12 protein-coding genes are annotated in these 17,117 nt (G+C 65.1%); 6 read left to right on the forward strand and 6 right to left on the reverse strand.

Annotated features, from left to right (window positions below; all coding sequences use genetic code 11):
- Nucleotides 1–118 precede the first annotated feature (118 nt).
- On the forward strand, nucleotides 119–2,530 hold the full coding sequence (locus JOF47_RS20305) for a TOTE conflict system archaeo-eukaryotic primase domain-containing protein (RefSeq protein ID WP_342592880.1): 2,412 nt from the start codon (nucleotides 119–121) through the stop codon (nucleotides 2,528–2,530).
- Between the two features lie 81 nt (nucleotides 2,531–2,611).
- Here the strand turns inward: JOF47_RS20305 and JOF47_RS20310 are convergent, their stop codons facing one another.
- From JOF47_RS20310 to JOF47_RS20320, 3 genes are all read right to left on the reverse strand, one after another.
- On the reverse strand, nucleotides 2,612–3,175 hold the full coding sequence (locus tag JOF47_RS20310; protein ID WP_210002332.1) for a histidine phosphatase family protein: 564 nt from the start codon (nucleotides 3,173–3,175) through the stop codon (nucleotides 2,612–2,614).
- On the reverse strand, nucleotides 3,172–4,821 hold the full coding sequence (locus tag JOF47_RS20315; RefSeq protein ID WP_210002334.1) for a sialidase family protein: 1,650 nt from the start codon (nucleotides 4,819–4,821) through the stop codon (nucleotides 3,172–3,174). The genes JOF47_RS20310 and JOF47_RS20315 overlap by 4 nt, the downstream gene beginning before the upstream one ends.
- Before the next feature lie 395 nt (nucleotides 4,822–5,216).
- Entirely contained in the window at nucleotides 5,217–6,218 is a 1,002-nt protein-coding gene (locus tag JOF47_RS20320; RefSeq protein WP_210002335.1) for an Lrp/AsnC family transcriptional regulator, read from the reverse strand.
- 127 nt (nucleotides 6,219–6,345) lie between these two features.
- On the opposite strand from JOF47_RS20320, the gene JOF47_RS20325 reads away from it, so the two are divergent.
- Nucleotides 6,346–7,767: an MFS transporter gene (locus JOF47_RS20325; RefSeq protein ID WP_210002337.1), complete on the forward strand. Its 1,422-nt coding sequence runs from the start codon at nucleotides 6,346–6,348 to the stop codon at nucleotides 7,765–7,767.
- Entirely contained in the window at nucleotides 7,764–8,978 is a 1,215-nt protein-coding gene (locus JOF47_RS20330; protein WP_210002340.1) for a M20 family metallopeptidase, read from the forward strand. The genes JOF47_RS20325 and JOF47_RS20330 overlap by 4 nt, the downstream gene beginning before the upstream one ends.
- A gap of 473 nt (nucleotides 8,979–9,451) precedes the next feature.
- Here JOF47_RS20330 and JOF47_RS20335 read toward each other — a convergent pair whose 3' ends face one another.
- Together JOF47_RS20335 and xsc are read right to left on the reverse strand one after the other, a co-directional pair.
- The gene (locus tag JOF47_RS20335) at nucleotides 9,452–10,792 is read right to left on the reverse strand and encodes an NAD(P)/FAD-dependent oxidoreductase (RefSeq protein ID WP_210002342.1); all 1,341 of its coding nucleotides are present in this window, start codon (nucleotides 10,790–10,792) and stop codon (nucleotides 9,452–9,454) included.
- Between the two features lie 153 nt (nucleotides 10,793–10,945).
- A complete protein-coding gene (gene xsc / locus JOF47_RS20340; protein WP_210002344.1) occupies nucleotides 10,946–12,751 on the reverse strand; it encodes a sulfoacetaldehyde acetyltransferase in 1,806 nt (601 codons plus the stop codon).
- A 192-nt stretch (nucleotides 12,752–12,943) separates the two neighbouring features.
- Here xsc and JOF47_RS20345 point away from each other — a divergent pair, with 192 nt between their 5' ends.
- The 3 genes from JOF47_RS20345 to JOF47_RS22410 are packed head-to-tail and all read left to right on the forward strand — an operon-like array spanning nucleotide 12,944 to nucleotide 16,497.
- Nucleotides 12,944–13,783: an IclR family transcriptional regulator gene (locus JOF47_RS20345; RefSeq protein ID WP_210002346.1), complete on the forward strand. Its 840-nt coding sequence runs from the start codon at nucleotides 12,944–12,946 to the stop codon at nucleotides 13,781–13,783.
- 4 nt (nucleotides 13,784–13,787) lie between these two features.
- The gene (locus tag JOF47_RS20350) at nucleotides 13,788–14,765 is read left to right on the forward strand and encodes an AAA family ATPase (RefSeq protein ID WP_210002348.1); all 978 of its coding nucleotides are present in this window, start codon (nucleotides 13,788–13,790) and stop codon (nucleotides 14,763–14,765) included.
- 4 nt (nucleotides 14,766–14,769) lie between these two features.
- The gene (locus JOF47_RS22410) at nucleotides 14,770–16,497 is read left to right on the forward strand and encodes a cobaltochelatase CobT-related protein (RefSeq protein WP_210002349.1); all 1,728 of its coding nucleotides are present in this window, start codon (nucleotides 14,770–14,772) and stop codon (nucleotides 16,495–16,497) included.
- Nucleotides 16,498–16,547: 50 nt separating this feature from the next.
- Here the strand turns inward: JOF47_RS22410 and JOF47_RS20360 are convergent, their stop codons facing one another.
- Nucleotides 16,548–16,940, reverse strand: coding sequence for a hypothetical protein (locus JOF47_RS20360; RefSeq protein WP_210002351.1), 393 nt, complete (start codon nucleotides 16,938–16,940; stop codon nucleotides 16,548–16,550).
- Nucleotides 16,941–17,117: the final 177 nt, after the last annotated feature.

Here is a 17,117-nt window from a genome sequence, read left to right on the forward strand (position 1 = left end):
GGTTCTGTTTGCTAGATTCGTCCCCGGTTTCCACACATACGCGGAAATTCGGGGCCAAACGGCAACAATTAGTCCATATTTTCGAACCACTACGGCCTAAATCATGGACAATGGGAACGTGACGACGCACAAGGCCGGTCCCATCCAAGATCAGCTGCCACTTTCGGATGCGGACGCCCCCAGCGAAGGGCATGCGCTTCCGGGACGGGAGCTGGATGAACTGCGTGCCGAGAACGCCAGGCTCCGGCGGCTGCTGGAAATCAGCGAGCAAGAGTCGAGGGCAACGCGCGAGGCGCAACCAGAACTGGCGCTTCACGCAGACGGCCCGGTGACCAGCCGCTCCCCCGCCGAAACGAAGGTCGCCTTCTACCAGTCGCTTTTCCGTGCCCGCACCGACATCTATGCCCTGCGCTGGGAAAACACCAAGGCCGGAAGCTCCGGTTGGGTACCTGCCGTCGCCGGAGGCTGGCGCAAGTGGATGGACCGGGAGAACGCGAACTACCTGCACCTGACCCCCGCCGCCGTCGAAGCGCACCTGCGCGGTTCCGAACACCTTGGCCTGTACCCGCTGACCAACAACGACGGTTGCTACTTTGTCGCGGCAGACTTCGACGGCGCCGCGGCCCTGCTCGATGCCCTGGCCTACACCAAGGCGGCCCGCCATTTCCAGATCCCCGCGGCCCTGGAAATTTCCCAGTCCGGGCGCGGAGCCCACGTCTGGATCTTCTTCACCGGGGAGGTTCAGGCCGCCGACGCCCGGGCGCTCGCCAGCGGGCTGCTCACCGAGGCCATGAACATCCGCGGGTCGATGTCGCTGAAATCCTACGACAGGCTTTTCCCGTCCCAGGACCGTCACACCGGCAAGGGAATGGGCAACCTCATTGCAGCCCCGCTCAACGGCAAGCGCCGGCAGCACGGGGCCACGCTCTTCCTGGACACCGGCACGCTGGAACCCTACGCCGACCAGTGGGCGTACCTCTCGACGCTGGGGAAGTTGAGCCCGGCCGACCTCGTCCGGATGATCCGCAGGCTTCCTGCACCCGTCACCGGGGCGAAAACCCGCTTCCGGGCACCCATCGCGACGAAAATCGTGCCGCGGACCGCCGCGCTGGTCCATGCGGAGATCGGCTCCCGCATTACGGTGCGCGCCGACGACCTGGGCCCGGCCATGGTCAGCGCGTTGAAACACGCGGCATCCCTGCCCAACCCGATGTTCTACGAGAGGCAACGACAAGGCCGTTCCACCTGGGACACCCCGCGCTTCCTCACCAGCTACGACGAGACCCTCGAAGGCGACCTGATCCTGCCGCGCGGGGTGCGTCCCCTGCTGGAGGAGCTGGTGCACAGCGCGGGCAGCACGCTGCAGCTTGAGGATCACCGGGACAAGGGCACTGCCCAGGAGTTCTCGTTCTTCGGGGAACTGCGCGAAGGCCAGCGCCAGGCGGTCGCACACGCACTGGAACACGATCTGTCGCTCATTGTCGCCGCCCCGGGTTCCGGGAAAACCGTCATGGCGCTGGCCGTGGCCGCCGCCCGTAACACCAGCACGCTGATCCTGGTGGACCGCAAGGCACTGGCCGACCAGTGGCGCGCCCAGGTGCTTGCCCTGTTGGGCGTCAAGGCCGGCCAGCTGGGAGGAGGGCGCACCAAGCTGCGCGGTGCCATCGATGTGGCGCTGCTGCCCACGCTGGCGCGCAAGAAGGACGTCGCCAAGCTGTGCTCCGGCTACGGCCAGGTCATCGTCGATGAATGCCACCACGTCCCGGCCGCCGCATTCACTCAGGTCATGAACCAGATCCCCGCCGCCCGCTGGCTCGGCCTGACCGCCACGCCGTACCGCCGGGACGGGCTGGAGGAACTGATCTTCCACCAGCTGGGCACCAATACCCATGAATTCACCAAGGTCCTGCCGGGCCAGCTACCCGATGCCGTTGAACAAGTTCCAGCGCCGTCCCTGGAGCTGCGGCTCCACGAAACCGCCTACGACTATTCGGGGGACGCCGTCGCTGGGGATCCCGGCGGGCTGCATGAAATCTACAGGGACCTCATGGAGGATTCCGGGCGCCTGGCGCAAATCGTTGACGACGTGTGCACCGCCTATGCCGGCGGGGCCAAGGCGTTGGTGCTTTCCACCTGGAAACGCCACCTGGACTTGCTGGCCACAGGCCTGCGGGAACGCGGCATCGAACCGGTGATCCTGACCGGTGAATTGAAGGGCAGGGAACGGACTGCCGCGATTGCCGAAATCGAGGCCACGGCCACGGAGTCGCCCATCGTGGTGCTGGGGACCGGGTCGCTCATCGGCGAGGGGTTCGACGCCCCGGCGCTGGACACGTTGTTCCTGGCCGCACCCATATCCTTCAAGGGAAGGCTGGTCCAGTACGTGGGCCGGGTGACGCGCAGCCATCCGGGCAAGGACGTTGCGGTGGTGCACGACTACCACGACGTGCTCACCCCGGTCCTTGCATCCTCGTGGTTCAAGCGCCGGGCGGGCTATGCGGACATGGGGTTCACGCTGCCCAGGACTTGAGTGGCATCGTCACCTAAAGTCCGGTCCTTCCCTGCAGCAACGACGCCTTTGTCATTGCCGTCGACACGACAGCAATTTGGGTCACGAGGGAAGTACCAGTGGTTCGTCGTTGACGCTGCGCACCTTCCACGATCCATCGGAATCATCCATTAGTGCCACCGAACCGTTACGGATTTGATCCAGCTTGTATCCGGCGAACGACGAGAGGGTGTAGCGAATGATGGTTCCGTGGCAGACGATGGCAACGTTCTTCCCGGGGAATTCCGCCGCAATCAGGCCAATCGCATTCCGGCCCCGGGCAACCACTGATTCGAGCGGTTCGATGCCGCCGCCGGTCCTGTTGGGCCAGTGCTTTTCAGACTCCTCAAGGGTCATTCCCTCGGCCTGCCCGTAGTCCCGCTCAATGAGCTCGTCGTAGCTTCGGCCCAGTTCAATGCCCAGGTCCGCGGCCATGATTTGTGCCGTCTCCCGCGCACGGGACAGCGGGGAGCTGACGATCACGTCCCAGCCGCCGCGCCCGAGGACGGTGACAGCGTCGAGGGCCTGCCGGCGCCCGACGTCGTTCAGCGGAATGTCTGTGGATCCCTGCAGGAAATCCTGCGCGTTCCAGTCGGTTTGGCCGTGGCGGATGAATCCTAATTTCATGCTTCCATTCTCTTCCCCTGCGAGCCCTGCGGGCCATGTCCCGCCGGCAGGGCATTTTCCATGTCCATGACCAAACCTGTTGCGGTGTCCGCCCGGAAACAGCGTTCCCACCGGCGACCCCCGGCTTCCACCAAGCACCGGACAATCGCCTCGCCGCGGTCCACGTCGTCCTCCGTGATCGTGTAGGTGGGCGTGAAGTACAGGACATGTCCCCCGGGTTCCACCTTTGCGGCGGGGAAGTCGGCAGCCAAGTCACCATCAAAGTTCCCCGCCAGCTCCGCCTCAACCGTTTCGCTGCCGTGGTTCCTGAAGCGCCCGGTGAAGGCCAGGATGTCACCGGCCCGAAGCCCCGGCGCGGCGGGGCCGTAGTTCACGTCCTGGGCCTCGCGGGAGCCAAGGACCTGGTCCCCGTCCCCGTATCCCTGCCCGATTTCCTTCCACGTGTGCACGCCCCACTGGGACGGTGCCGCGGAAATGGCATGGGATTCCCCGACGCTTATCCAGGTCTCGGGGCGGCCGGGGGTGATGGAACGCAGCACCATGGAAAAGGCCCCGCCGTCGTCATCGATATACGCTTCGTTTTGGGCCTGCAGCTCCTCCAGGGCCAAGGCTGCCGCGTCCAGCCGTGCAAAGACGATTTCGCTATAGCCGTTGGCCTCGTAGAGCACGCCGAGCGAACCGTCCGCGAGCACGGCGCCGGTGGAGTACGCGCTGGAACCGGGGCAGATCGCCGCCACCGGCCGCCAGCTGGCACCCTCGTCGCGGGAGATGCTGAGCACTGTGTTGCGCCGCAGGTCGGCGTCCCTGTTGTTGGTGGCCAGCAGCACACCGGGGCCGGTGCCCTGTCCCGGAAGCCCGAAGATGCTTCCGTTGTCGCTGGGGTCCGGAAGGCTCGGCACCGGCACCAGCGGCCCGTAGCTGTGTCCGCCGTCCGTGGACAGCGCCTGCAACCTGGTGCCGCGGGCGCGCGAATTCAACAGCACGCGTCCGCCGGAAAGCTCGACGACCTTGTTTTCGTTCGCCTCGCCGGCCGCGGCCTCCCCGAGCGTCCAGCTTTCGCCATGGTCATCCGAGTAGGCGGAGACGGCGCGGATTTCGCCATGCAGCAGGATCACCATTTGCTGGATCAGTCGCCCTGCCCACGGCCCCTCTTGCAGCTGGATCCCGGACCCGGCGGCCGCAAAGAGGCCGGTGATGCCGGCGCGCTTGAGCTGCCCGGTGATGCGGCGGTGCGTCCAGCTCAGTCCGTCGTCGTCCGAAAAGGAGATGTCAACGTGCTGCACCGCGTCCTCGGGCTCGAGGCCTTCGACGGCCTCGAAGAAGCCGGCATGGGTGCCCGCCGCGTGGAAGCAGAAGATCCGCCCGGTGCCCCGGTCCACCAGCAGGCTGGGATCCCCGAAACCCTGCAGCCCGGTGCCGCTGCGGATCTCCCGCTGCGCTTCCCAGTTCAGTCCGTTGTCTAGGCTGCGCCGCAGCAGGAGGTCAATGGTGTTGGGCAGGTCGTCGAGGTTCGGCCGCCCGTCATAGGCGGCCAGGACGGTCCCCCGGGCGGAAACCGCCAGCGCGGGAATCCGGTATTGGCGGTGTCCATCGATGCCGCGGGCGGCGAGAACCTGGTGCGAGAATCCTTGGGAAGCATTGGGCATCCTTCAGATCTACCCGTATTGGCACGGCGGACCAAGTTGGTTCGGCTTGGTTACGGGAATCGGAAGCCGTACCTGAACCAAGTTGCGATCCCACGAGCCAGCCCCGATCGTCGCTGCCATCGGATTGAGCCGGATCGGCCACCGCAATGATGCCTTGCCGATTCCGGGCCGACACAATGACGTTGGGCTTGGCTTTGTGCTCGCTGGCACAAAATCGATGCGGGCGCCAACGGCTTGGGAACCACGCTGAAAACATTCACGAAAGTGCACCTGCGCACCGACACTGGGGAACGTTCCGGCCTGTGCCCAGCCTGCCGTGCGCAGGGTTTTGGATGTCGGGCCATTGACGTGTGGTTCGCCCCGGCAAAGGACGTGGCCTAGTGCCGTGCCGCTAACTATTCTCCGCGCCACAAAGGCAGGGGAACCAATCCACGGTTCCTTCCCGCCTCGTCCAGAAGGTGACCGAGCCGCTTGTAGTAGCGGATTACCGCCTGCCGAGAGATTACGGTGCTTCCCGGAGCGCGAGTTGCCAGCTCCCGCTCGTGGCCTTGGACTTCCAGATAGTCGCGGACCCACAACGTCACCACGAGGTTTTGGGCACCCAAAACCTGTGCACTGAGGCGGCAATTTGGCAGTTCCGAGAAATACCGGCCCACTGCATCCACATGTGTTGCGGGAACGTTGAGGACAAGCGTCACCTCCCGCATGCCTTGCTGAAAGTCCATTGACGTATCGCACCTGAGCGCCATGTAGCCCGCGGCGAGAAAGCGTTCCAGTCTCCGCTTGGCCGTCTGGGGCGAGACCATGCAAGCGGCACCCATTTCCGCCCAAGTAGCCCTCCCATCGCGGGCGAGTTCCTCCAACAAGAGCGCATCGAGCCCGTCCGGTTGAAACTCGGGTTGTGGCGGCTGGCGGCTGGCGGCAACGAGCTGCGCGCGCCCCGGTTCCAAGGTGCCGCTACGCCACTCGGCGGCCTGCCTGTATAGCTTGGTGATGAAGACGATCTCTCTTTGGATCACCCCCGGCAAATCAGCAAATGCGCCCGAGAGAATATCCATCAAGGCTTCATGACTCGAGGCAAAGCAGTCGATGAACAGATCGTGCGACCCCGACACCAGGGATACCGTGCCGAAAGCCGGTTCTGCGCAGAGGCGGCTGACAATGGCGTCGAGCTCAGCGGGCACGGAGGACACATAAATGAACGCCGACCACCCCACGCTGGGGTAGCGCGGTCCCGGAGCGGGAGTGATCCAGGCCAGCCCCTGCTCCGCGAGGACGTTCCAGTGACGGGCAACGGTGGGCGCGGAAAGACCAAGTGCATCAGCGACCCTGGCCCAGTCAGCACGGGGATTGACCTGCAACGCATTGACGATTTCAAGGTCCAGTTCGGAGATCATGGTTGATTCTTACATATCAATCATTTCTCTGGTGATTTCAAACAGTTTAGATGCGCCACACGGACACAAAGATAGCGTTGTGACTCGCGCCACTCGGGCGCAAGCGCCTCAAACCATAAGGAATCACATGGTAAACAAGACAGCGCCACCGGCCACGGCGGCCATTGCGCGACGAACCATCCTGGGCATGATCGTGGCGATGGCCCTGATCGAATCGCTCAGCGGCGTCACCCAGGGATACTTGAATCCCATCCTGCCCGCACTCGGGCCCGTCTTTTCGATCGACGATCCGACGATCAACGGCATCTTCCTGATCTCGAATGTCAGCTTTGCCGTGCTCACGCCGATTATCTCGCGGCTCGGCGACAGCTATGGATACCGGCTCGTGCTTCGCTGGTCGACAGGCGTTGTCACGCTCGGGGTGCTCATGATGGCCCTCTGGCCGTCACTGTGGACAGTGACGGTGGGCGTTGTAATGCTCACCTGCGTCGTTGGGTTCATCCCGCTCATGATGGGCATACTGAGAGTCACCAGCCCGGGACATACCCGCACGGGAGTCAGCGTAATGATCGGCATGCTGATGATCATGGTTGGCGCGGGCGGTCTGCTGGCCGGAATCGTCGGCGTCACCGACCCCACCCTGGGGTTCTGGGTAGCGGTCCCGTTTGCTGTAGTGGCACTGGTTTGCTCCTTCCTGCTGCCAGATGCCGGGACGCCCACGAGGGAGGGACTCGCCTTCACACCGCTCCTGGCTTGTTCATTGGGACTGATTGGCTTTGTGGTTGCACTTTCGATGGGCCCGGATTGGGGCTGGTGGGATATCCGGACCATCGGTTCCGGATTGCTGGGGCTGGCGTTGCTGGCGGCCTGGGCCGTGCTTGACATCCGGAACCCGGGCGGCGGAAAGAGGTTCATGGACCTGCGCATGCTCGCGAACCCGCGGATCCGCGCCGTATCGCTGGCCACGTTCTTCTTCGGCTTCGCGTCCATCAGCTACTTCGGCACGAACGGGATCTTCTTGCACGCGAACCCGGACAAGGCGGGCTACGGATTCGCTCTTGGTCCGCTCATGATTGCCATTGTCCTTGCCGTGGCATCGGTGTTCTCGCTGGTCTCCTCGTTGTCGACCGCACCGCTGCTGAGGATATTCGGCGAGCGTGCGACCCTGGTCTTCGCCGGCCTCCTGCTGGCGGGCGGTTTCGTGGTCATGGCCGTAGCGCATGGTTCCTTTGTGGCGTACTGTGTCGGGTTTGCGATGTTCAACCTCAGCTTGGGGATGTACCAGGCGGGGACTCGAGCGCTCTCCGTTGAGGGTGTGCCGCTGGAGGAGACCTCTACCGCGGCCGGCCTCAATGAGCTGGCGCTCTCAGTGGGCATTGCGGTTGGTGCGGCCGTGGTGAAAATGATTTCATCGACGTTCGCCGTCTCTGGTCACATTAGCGAGGGTGGCCTCATCGCAATCTGGGGAGCATTGGCCGTTGCCGCACTGGTCGCAGCGGCAGCCTCCGCCAGCTACCCCAAGCGCAAGGCCTCCGGGGTCCTGGCATGAGCGCACCTGTCCAGCCAACCGATTTTCTCCAGGCGCCGGAAGCGATCCCGGCCTTGGACGCCGGGATCGAGGGCAGAGTGGCAGCAGCCTTGGAGCGCTGGCAATCCGATGTTCTTGGCCTGAGCCATGCAATTCATGCCGATCCCGAGCCCAGCGGGGAAGAGTTTCGTGCCGCGGACCGGGTCTCCAAGCTGCTGAAAAAGGCCGGCTTCACTTTCGATGCCGTCCAGCCCGAATTGTCGACTTCTTTCAGTGCGCGGTTCGGTTCCGGAGAACTGGTGGTGGCGCTCTGCGTCGAATACGATGCCCTGCCGTTCATTGGACACGCCTGTGGGCACAATGTGAACGCGGCTTCCGCCGTGGGTTCCGCCCTGGGCCTGGCTGCCGTGGCCGGGGAGCTTGGCGTCACCGTCAAGGTGTTGGGCACGCCGGCCGAGGAGACCACGGGCGGCAAGGTGGACCTGATCAACGAAGGCTTCTTCGCCGATGTTTCAATGGCCATGATGGCCCATGCCGGTTCCGAGGACGTGGTTGGTGGCACCTCGCTGGCCGTGTGCATGTGGGACGTGCTCTACGAGGGCCGTCCCGCGCACGCCGCAGCAGCACCAGAGGAGGGCATCAATGCCCTGGACGCATTGGTTGTCGCGCAAACCGCCGTCGCCCTGGCAAGGCAACAGCTTCCTCCGGGGTCCGTTGTGTCGCTGATTGTTACGGAGGGCGGGAACGCGGTCAACGTCATCCCAGAACGCGCCCGGGCCAGCGTGGAAATGCGATCGCCCAGCATGGCCAGCTTGGGCATCATCGAGGGACGGGTTCGGCGTTGCCTGGAGGCCGGTGCACATGCCAGCGGCAGCTCCCTCACGATCACTCCCACAGGCCACCCCTTCGTGGAGCTGCGGCAGGATCTCTTCCTGTCCGAGGCCTACTGCAAGTCGATGGCTGTCCGGGGGCGGGACGTCCGTTTCAGCACGGAGCCGGTGGCGTCCACCGACATGGGCAACGTCTCCCACCTGGTGCCAAGCATTCACCCGTTGCTGGGGTACGACGTGGGTGGCGCCGTCCATCACACGGCAGAGTTTGCCAGCCACGGGGTGTCGGTCTCCGCAGACAGGGCGGTGCTCGACGGCGCCTTCGGCCTGGCCATGGCAGCCAGCGCGGCGGCAGCCGACCCCCGGCAACGAGAACGGCTGCTCAGCAACCCCCACGGATGATCTGCCCACCATCCGGATCGAAACCGGGTGTCTGGACTAAACGCCGTTGGCGGTTTCCCGTATTGAATACGGGCAACCGCCAGCGGCGTTTTTTGCGTACGGAGGCCACTTCTTCTACCCCGGCAGGCCTTCATAGACCACGTTGCCGGTCTTGAGGTTTTCGTTGATGAGTTCGGGAAACATCTTGAGGAACGTTTCTCACTCGGTCACGAAGTTGTCCTTGATGATGGCCGGCACTATGTACACCGGTTTGGCGCTGACTGCCTCGCTCAGGCACCCGGCCCCATCGGGTCGCCGCGGACCAGGTTTCCACGGGCAGGGCCGCCGGCACACATACGTAGGCAGCAACCGGAACCATGGCCACGATGCGCTCGCCGCCGTAGCCATCCGATTAAAGACCGAGGGGCGTGGCCGCGGATCCGTTGTTGCGAATCCGCGGCCACGCCCCCGTCGCCGTTGCGCCGGACGGCGATCTAGCGCAACGGGTTGAAGTGCCGCATCACGGCCGGGACCGATTCCCCGGTGATCGATGCGGCAAGCATCTTGCCGGTCAGCGGACCCAGCGCCACGCCCCACATGCCGTGCCCGCCTGCAACGTGCACGCGGGAGGAACGGGTGGCGCCGATCAGCGGCAGGCCGTCGGTGGTGCAGGGGCGCGATCCGACCCATTCCTCCTGGCGGTCCTCCCAGTTGATGCCCTTGAACAGCGGGGAGGCGGCCGCAACGATCGCCTCGATCCGCTTGGGTTCCAGCGGGTGGTCGGCGTCGCGGAACTCCATGGTCCCGGCAACCCGGAAGCGGTCCCCCAGCGGGGTGCAGGCCACGCGTTGTGCCGGGAAATAGATCGGGTGGGTCGGCATGACCTCGGGAACCACCGTGAAGGAGTAGCCGCGGCCGGCCTGGACCACGCGCTTGACGCCGAACTTCCGAGCGAGCTGGCCCAGCCAGGCACCGGAGGCGATGACCACCGAGTCGGCGTTCTGGCTCCGGCCCTGCGCGTCCACCACCTCTACACCGTTGGCGTGTTCGCGGATGTCGGCCACGTCGAAGTCGGTGACGATTTCCGCGCCGCGCGCCAGCACCGAGTCGGCGAGCGAGTCCATGAACTTGGGCGGGTTGATGAAACGCTGGTGGTGGATCTGGACGCCAGCCTTGACCCCGTCGCCCAGGGTCGGTTCCATGGCGCGGATTTCCTCGGCGCTCATCAAGTCGAATTCGACCTTGCCTCCGGAGGCGCGGATGCCCTCGAACTCGTGCAGCAGGGCGTCGCGGTCCTTGAGGTTCTTGAAACCGGTGAGGAACGGTTCGGCGGGCTTGGCTTTTTCGTGCATGCCCGCGGAGAGCGCCACCGACCCCGCGTCGGACCCCGCGCCGCCTGCATGCGCGCTCGAGTCGTTGCGGGCGATCTTGGTAATGGAGCTGCCGTCGGAAATCTCGTCGAAGGCATCAAGGCCGGTGGCGCCGATCTCGCTGAAGACGGCCATGGCCTCGCGCCACTTTCCCGGCGTGCAATGCCGGGCGAACCCGAGCAGGAAGCGGATCAGCGAGGGCTTTGCCGAGAGCGGGATGTAAAGCGGCGAGGCCGGGTCGAACATCGTCTTCAGCCCGTAGGTCAGCACCGATGGCTCGCTCAGCGGAAGCGTAAGGGCCGGGGTGAGCCAGCCGGCGTTGCCCCAGGAGGAACCCGCGGCCACACCTTTGCGGTCCACGATGGTGACCTTGACGCCACGCTCCTGGAGGTACCAGGCGGTGGAAAGCCCCACCATGCCCGCACCGACGACAACAACATGCTCCGGGGTCTGCGTATTGACCATCTCTGGCTCCAATCTGAGTTCATGGTTGCGGCCGCACCAGCACCTCTCTGTGCGCCTGCAGCCGGGAAAATCCTGGTGTTCCGTGGCGGGGCCGGCCGGGTCCCACTTGCCCGGCCGGCCCCGTCACGAGTCTTGAAGGAAAACCGCGTCGGTTTAGACGTAGTCCTTGTACTTTTCCAAGTGGCGGACCGGGGTGGAGAGTGCGTCGCGGCGGAACGGGTCGCCCAGTTCGCGGGTGCACATGATCTCGATGACGGTGGTCTTGCCGTCGACCATCTGGTTGTTCAGCGCCTCCTTGAGAGCGGAACCGACGTTCTCCAGCTTGTCCACGACGATGCCCTCGGCGCCCATGCTGCGGGCCATTTCGGCGAAGGACTCGCCGTTGTCCAGCTCGCCGGCGATGAAGCGGCGGTTGTAGAACTCGACCTGGTTCTTCTTCTCGGCGCCCCACTGGCGGTTGCGGAAGACGATCGCGGTGACCGGGATGTCGTGGCGGACCGCGGTGAGGACCTCGCCCATGCTCATGGCCCAGGCGCCGTCACCGGCGTAGGCGATGGCCGGACGGTGCGGGGCCGCGGCCTTGGCACCGATCATGGTCGGCAGCGCATAGCCGCAGTTGCCGAAGGACATCGGGGCGAAGAAGCTGCGCGGCTTCTCGAAGCGCAGGTAGCTGTGGGCAACCGAGTTAATGTTTCCGATGTCGGTGGAGACCATGACGTCTTCCGGCATCGCCTTTTCCAGTTCGCGAAGCACCTGGCGCGGGTGCAGCCAGTTGCCTTCCTCGCCTTCGGCCTCGGCGATGACGTCGAGCGAGTATTCGTCCTGCTCATGGGTCCACTCGGAGAGCTCCTGCTCCCAGGCTTCCTTCTCGGCCTTGATGGTTGCCGCGCGCTCGTCCTTGGTGCTGTCGGAGGCCAGGGTCTTGCCCTCGAGTCGTTTGGCCAGTTCGATGGCCACGGCCTTGGCGTCGCCGGTGATGCCTACGGCGATCTTCTTGACCAGACCGAGCTTGGTGTGGTCCGCGTCGATCTGGATGATCTTGGCCTCGGTGGGCCAGTAGGCCTGGCCGTACTGCGGCAGGGTGCCGAACGGGCCAAGCCGGGTGCCGAGGGCGATCACGACGTCGGCCTGCGAGATCAGCTTCATGCCGGCCTTGGATCCCTGGTAGCCCAGCGGGCCCGCCCAGAGCGGGTGGCTGGCCGGGAAGGAGTCGTTGTGCTGGTAGCTGTTGACCACCGGTGCGCCGAGGCGCTCGGCCAGCGCCTTGCATTCCTCCACGCCGTCGGCCATGACCACGCCGCCGCCGGAAACGATGACGGGGAACTTGGCGGTCGACAGCAGATCGATGGCCTCGTCGAGGGACTTGGTGCCGCCGGCGCCGCGGTCCACGCGGCGCGGGGCCGGGATCTCGGTGATCGATTCGCCGTAGAAGTAGTCGCGCGGGATGTTCAGCTGGGTCGGGCCGTTTTCGCTCATGGCGCGGTCGAAGCAGCGTGCGGTGAATTCCGCCATGCGGTTCGGGTGGGTCACGTGGCCCTGGTACTTGGTGAACTCCTGGAACATCGGGAGCTGGTTTGCTTCCTGGAAGCCGCCCAGGCCGATGGTGTTGGTTCCGGCCTCCGGGGTGATGATGACGACCGGGCTGTGTGCCCAGTAGGCCGCGGCGATGCCGGTGACGCAGTTGGAGATGCCGGGGCCATTCTGGCCGATGACCACGCCGTGGCGGCCGGAGGCCCGTGCATAGCCGTCGGCCATGTGTGCCGCGCCCTGCTCGTGGACCACGGGGACCAGGCGGATGCCGGCCGGGGCGAAGATGTCCATGGCATCCATGAACGCGGAGCCCATGATGCCGAAGATGTCGGTGACGTCGTTGGACACCAGGGTCTCAACGAAGGCTTCCGACGACGTCATCTTCTGGGCGCCCTTGGTTACTTCGCGGGAAGTGGCCTTTTCGGTCATAACTACTCTCCTTCGGGGTATCGAAACCTCACCATCGGGCAAAGTTCCAAAAAATGGTTCGTTTTGTTCCCAAAAGCGGGATTAATGACAAAACTATGCGATCCAAATCACATCCGTCAACCCCCTGTTCCATTTATTCTTCTCACTGATACGATTTAATGAAACTTCGCATATCGGCAGATCGGACCAATCATGGAAAACCTCACGGAACCGGAACTCGGACCCGCGGGTGCCGTCCAGGGGGAAACCCCGGCCCTTCGGCTGTTCGCGTTGCTCGAGCTGATCACCACCCGCGACCAGCTCTTTACGCTGCAGTCATTGGTTGACCAGACGGGCCTGCCCAAGCCGACGCTGCACCGCATGCTGCAGCAGTTGGAAGGCGCTAACCTGCTGACCCGGCAGAGCGACGGCCGGCATTACGGGACGGGCTCTCGCATGCGGCGCATGGCCGAGGACGTGCTGCTGAACGACACCCGCTACGGGACCCGCCACGCGATCCTGCGCCGCCTGGTCGACGAGATCGGCGAAAGCTGCAACATCACGGCACTGTCCGGCAACGAGGTCATCTACCTTGACCGAGTGGAAACCAACGAACCTATTCGCGTCCATCTGGGTCCGGGCTCGCGCGTACCGGTGCACTGCTCGGCCAGCGGAAAGATGATCCTTTCCCAGTTCGGCCCCACGCAGCGCGAACGCGTGCTTGCCACCGGGGCCCTGCAGCGCTTCACCGCCCACACCCTCACCGACACGGCCGAGATAGAGGCCGAACTCGACCAGATCCGCCTCCACGGTTACGCGCTGGACCGCCAGGAGTTCCTCGACGGGCTGGTCTGCTTGGCCGTCCTGGTCCCGAACTCCTCCGGGCGCTCGAACCTTTGCGTGGCGGTGCAGGCGCCGATGATGCGCAAGAGCACCGACGACCTGATCAAGCTGCTGCCGGCCCTGCGGCTGGCCGCGGAAAGCATCGCCCGCATCGAGGACCACGCGGACCTGGGTTCCCCGGAATCCGAACCGCTTGTGGTCGGGTGGTGAGGAAATGAACGAGATCCAGGCGCCCGGCCAGTCCCCCGTGTCGGTGCGCGAGGTCTTCGGCATCGACAGCGACCTGCGCGTCGCCAAGTTCGCCGAACGCACCGAACACGTACCGCAGATCGATCCCGCCTACCGTTTCAACCGCGACACCACCCTGGCCATCCTGGCCGGCTTCACGCACAACAGCCGCGTCATGGTCCAGGGATTGCACGGCACCGGGAAATCCACCCACATCGAACAAGTCGCCGCCCGGCTGAACTGGCCCGCCATGCGCGTGAACCTGGACGGGCACATCAGCCGGCTGGACCTGGTCGGCAAGGACACCGTGGTCGTCCGGGACGGCCAACCCGCCACCCAGTTCCAGGAGGGCGTGGTGCCCTGGGCGATGGTCCAGCCCATGGCCTTGATCTTCGACGAATACGACGCCGGGCGCCCGGACGTGATGTTCGTGATCCAGCGCCTGCTGGAGCGCGAGGGCAGCTTCACGCTGACCGACCAGAACCGGGTCATCCACCCGCACCCGCACTTCAGGCTTTTTGCCACGTCCAACACCGTGGGACTGGGCAACCTCAACGGCATGTACCACGGGGTGCAGCGGCTGAACCATGCGCAGCTGGACCGCTGGAACATCGTGGCGGCGCTGAACTACCTGCCCCTCGAGGACGAGGCGCAGATCGTCGCGGCCCGTGTCCCGGCGCTTGCCGACGCCAACGGCATGGAACTAATCCGCTCCATGGTGCAGGTCGCCACGCTGACCCGCGACGGCTTTGCCGCCGGCGACATCTCCACGCTCATGTCCCCGCGCACGGTGATCACCTGGGCGGAGAACATCTCGATCTTCCGCGACCCGGGCCTGGCCTTCCGGCTTTCCTTCGTCAACAAGTGCGACGAGGCCGAACGCTTCACCATCTCCGAGTACTACCAGCGGTGCTTCGCCTCCGAACTCGACGAGTCGTTCGCGCTCGTCCCGGCCGGAGTCTAGGGACGTGGGTGCCGCGGGCGCGCAGCTTGCCTCAGAACGCCGGACCCAGGAAATCCGGCAGCTGTGCGCGGCCAGCCTGCGCGCCCTGGCCCGGGACCCGGCGCTGGACCTGCTCGGACGGCATGTCTACCGCGGGACCAACATCCTGGCATTGAACGCCCCGCACCTCTATCCACCCCCCGAGACGGCATCCTTCGAATCTTTCAGGGGCGCCAGCGACGGCATGGCATTGCGTGTGCTGCATTCGGACGCGGCAATGCACCGCGCGGCCCTACCCGAATCCCCCAGTGCCAGACTGGTGTTCGAGGTCCTCGAACAATTCCGCTGCGAATCCCTCGCGGACCTTCCCGGGGTGCTCGCCAACCTCCGCCTGAGCCACGAGACCTGGTCAAAGGAATACCTGGCCTCGGGGTTCACCGAAACCGCCCTCGGCATCTTGCTGTACACAATCTTCCAGGTCACCCGCTCAAGGATCACCGGCGAACCCGTCGTCGAGGAATCCGAGGACATGATCGAATCCACCCGGGCCAACCTCGCCGGCTCGCTGGGCCACCTGCTTCCGGCCCTGCGCCGGCACCGGGAAGACCAATGCGCCTTCGCTACAGCCGCCCTGAAGATTGCCGAGCTGGTGGCCGAAAACGTCGACGCCCTCGAGGCCCGGCAGAAACCCAAGCCCAAGGCGAAAGACGGGAGGGCCAGGGAATCGGCGTTCGCCCTGCTGTTGGACGTGGAACATGAGGCCACGCAGATCGGCACGGCGGCATCCGGCACCAGCGCCGCGCTGTCCGGTTCCACGCAGGGATACACGGTTTTCACCCGGGCCTACGACAAGGAACTCCGGGCCGCGTCGTTGGTGCGCAAGGAATTGCTTCAGGGATACCGCGAACGTGTTGCCGCCCGCGTGCACACCGAGGCCGTGAACGTGCAGCTCCTTGCCAAACGCCTGCAGGCGTTGCTCTGCGTGCCGGAGGAATCCGGTTTCGACTCGGGCAAGGAGGAAGGGGTGCTGGACGGCTCGCGGCTGACCCAATTGGTGGCCTCCCCCGTCGAACGCAGGCTCTTCAAGACCCAACGCCTCGAACCCCGGGCCGCCACAACACTCACGTTCCTTGTCGATTGCTCGGGCTCTATGAAACAACACACCGAGGGGCTCGCCGCCTTCCTCGACGTCCTGGTGCGCGCGCTCGAGCGCATCGAGGTTCCCTGCGAGGTCCTCGGCTACACCACCGGGGCATGGAACGGCGGACGGGCGCTGAAGGATTGGCGGCGGGCCGGCGCACAGGGAAACCCCGGTCGCCTCAACGAGCTGAACCACCTGATTTTCAAGGACGCCGAAACCTCCTGGCGCACCGGACGTGACGGCCTGGCCGCCATGCTGAAACAGACCCTGTACCGGGAGGGGGTCGACGGGGAGGCCGTGCGCTGGGCCGCTTCCCGGCTGGCCAAGCGCGAGGAGGAACGCAGGATCCTTATTGTCATTTCCGACGGCAGCCCCGCAGACGGGGCCACAGCCAACGCAAACGACGAAAACTACCTGCAGCACGACCTCACGCAGGTGGTGCGCGGGATCGAGTCCGCGGGGGAAATCGGCATCGCAGGACTCGGCCTGGGCCTGGACATGAGCCCGTACTTCAGGCGCAACCTGATCCTCGACGCCGAACGCTTAGGCGGCTCCGAATCCGTCCGCGACTTGCTGGGGCTGCTCGAACGATCGCTTCGCTTGGCGCACTGAACGGACCGCTGCCGCTCCGGGTCGGACTCCGACCGCGGGCCAACGACCGGTCAGGCGCCGCGGGTGGGCGGTTTCGCCGCGCGCCGATCCCCGAAGTCGATCACCGCAAGGGACAGCCCGAGCAGGCCGGCGGTGGAGAGGATCCACAGTGCGAAACAGCCGATGTCGCCGGCCGACCCCTCCACGCTGCCCAGGGCGAGCAACATGGAACTGGCAACGGCGGAAAGCACCGCGAGGACCATCATTCCGGGGAACAGGAAACGCCGGGCACCGTCACCGCTACGGCCCCGATTCCGTTCAATCCAGCCATGAGCGGCCGGCACGGCAAAGGCCAGCACCAGGGCCGCCACGTGGCCCGATATGTACAGCTCATCAACACGCGGAAGCAACAATCCACAGGCAAGGGCCAGGAATGCGATGACCGCCGGAACTGCCCTCATCATGGAATCCCTTTCACGCGTGCCCAAGCAATCCACGCCCCAGACTACTCGCACCCAATCCAGCCGTTGTCCGGGATCTCAGGCCGGAGCCCTGGCCCCTGCGGCGTGTTGTGGCGAAAGCCTAACAACGCATTCCGCCGAAAAACCCAAGCAGCGGGGGGGGTCGGTTTCCTATAGTCC

The sequence above is a fragment of the Paeniglutamicibacter kerguelensis genome (assembly GCF_017876535.1).
Taxonomy (GTDB): Bacteria; Actinomycetota; Actinomycetes; order Actinomycetales; family Micrococcaceae; genus Paeniglutamicibacter; species Paeniglutamicibacter kerguelensis.

Bases quoted from the DNA above. Each gene is read 5' to 3' on its own strand.
- JOF47_RS20310 (WP_210002332.1), bottom strand. From the start codon at position 3,175: ATGAAATTAGGATTCATCCGCCACGGCCAAACCGACTGGAACGCGCAG.
- JOF47_RS20315 (WP_210002334.1), bottom strand. From the start codon at position 4,821: ATGCCCAATGCTTCCCAAGGATTCTCGCACCAGGTTCTCGCCGCCCGC.
- JOF47_RS20320 (WP_210002335.1), bottom strand. From the start codon at position 6,218: ATGATCTCCGAACTGGACCTTGAAATCGTCAATGCGTTGCAGGTCAAT.
- JOF47_RS20325 (WP_210002337.1), top strand. From the start codon at position 6,346: ATGGTAAACAAGACAGCGCCACCGGCCACGGCGGCCATTGCGCGACGA.
- JOF47_RS20330 (WP_210002340.1), top strand. From the start codon at position 7,764: ATGAGCGCACCTGTCCAGCCAACCGATTTTCTCCAGGCGCCGGAAGCG.
- JOF47_RS20335 (WP_210002342.1), bottom strand. From the start codon at position 10,792: ATGGTCAATACGCAGACCCCGGAGCATGTTGTTGTCGTCGGTGCGGGC.
- xsc (WP_210002344.1), bottom strand. From the start codon at position 12,751: ATGACCGAAAAGGCCACTTCCCGCGAAGTAACCAAGGGCGCCCAGAAG.
- JOF47_RS20345 (WP_210002346.1), top strand. From the start codon at position 12,944: ATGGAAAACCTCACGGAACCGGAACTCGGACCCGCGGGTGCCGTCCAG.
- JOF47_RS20350 (WP_210002348.1), top strand. From the start codon at position 13,788: ATGAACGAGATCCAGGCGCCCGGCCAGTCCCCCGTGTCGGTGCGCGAG.
- JOF47_RS20360 (WP_210002351.1), bottom strand. From the start codon at position 16,940: ATGATGAGGGCAGTTCCGGCGGTCATCGCATTCCTGGCCCTTGCCTGT.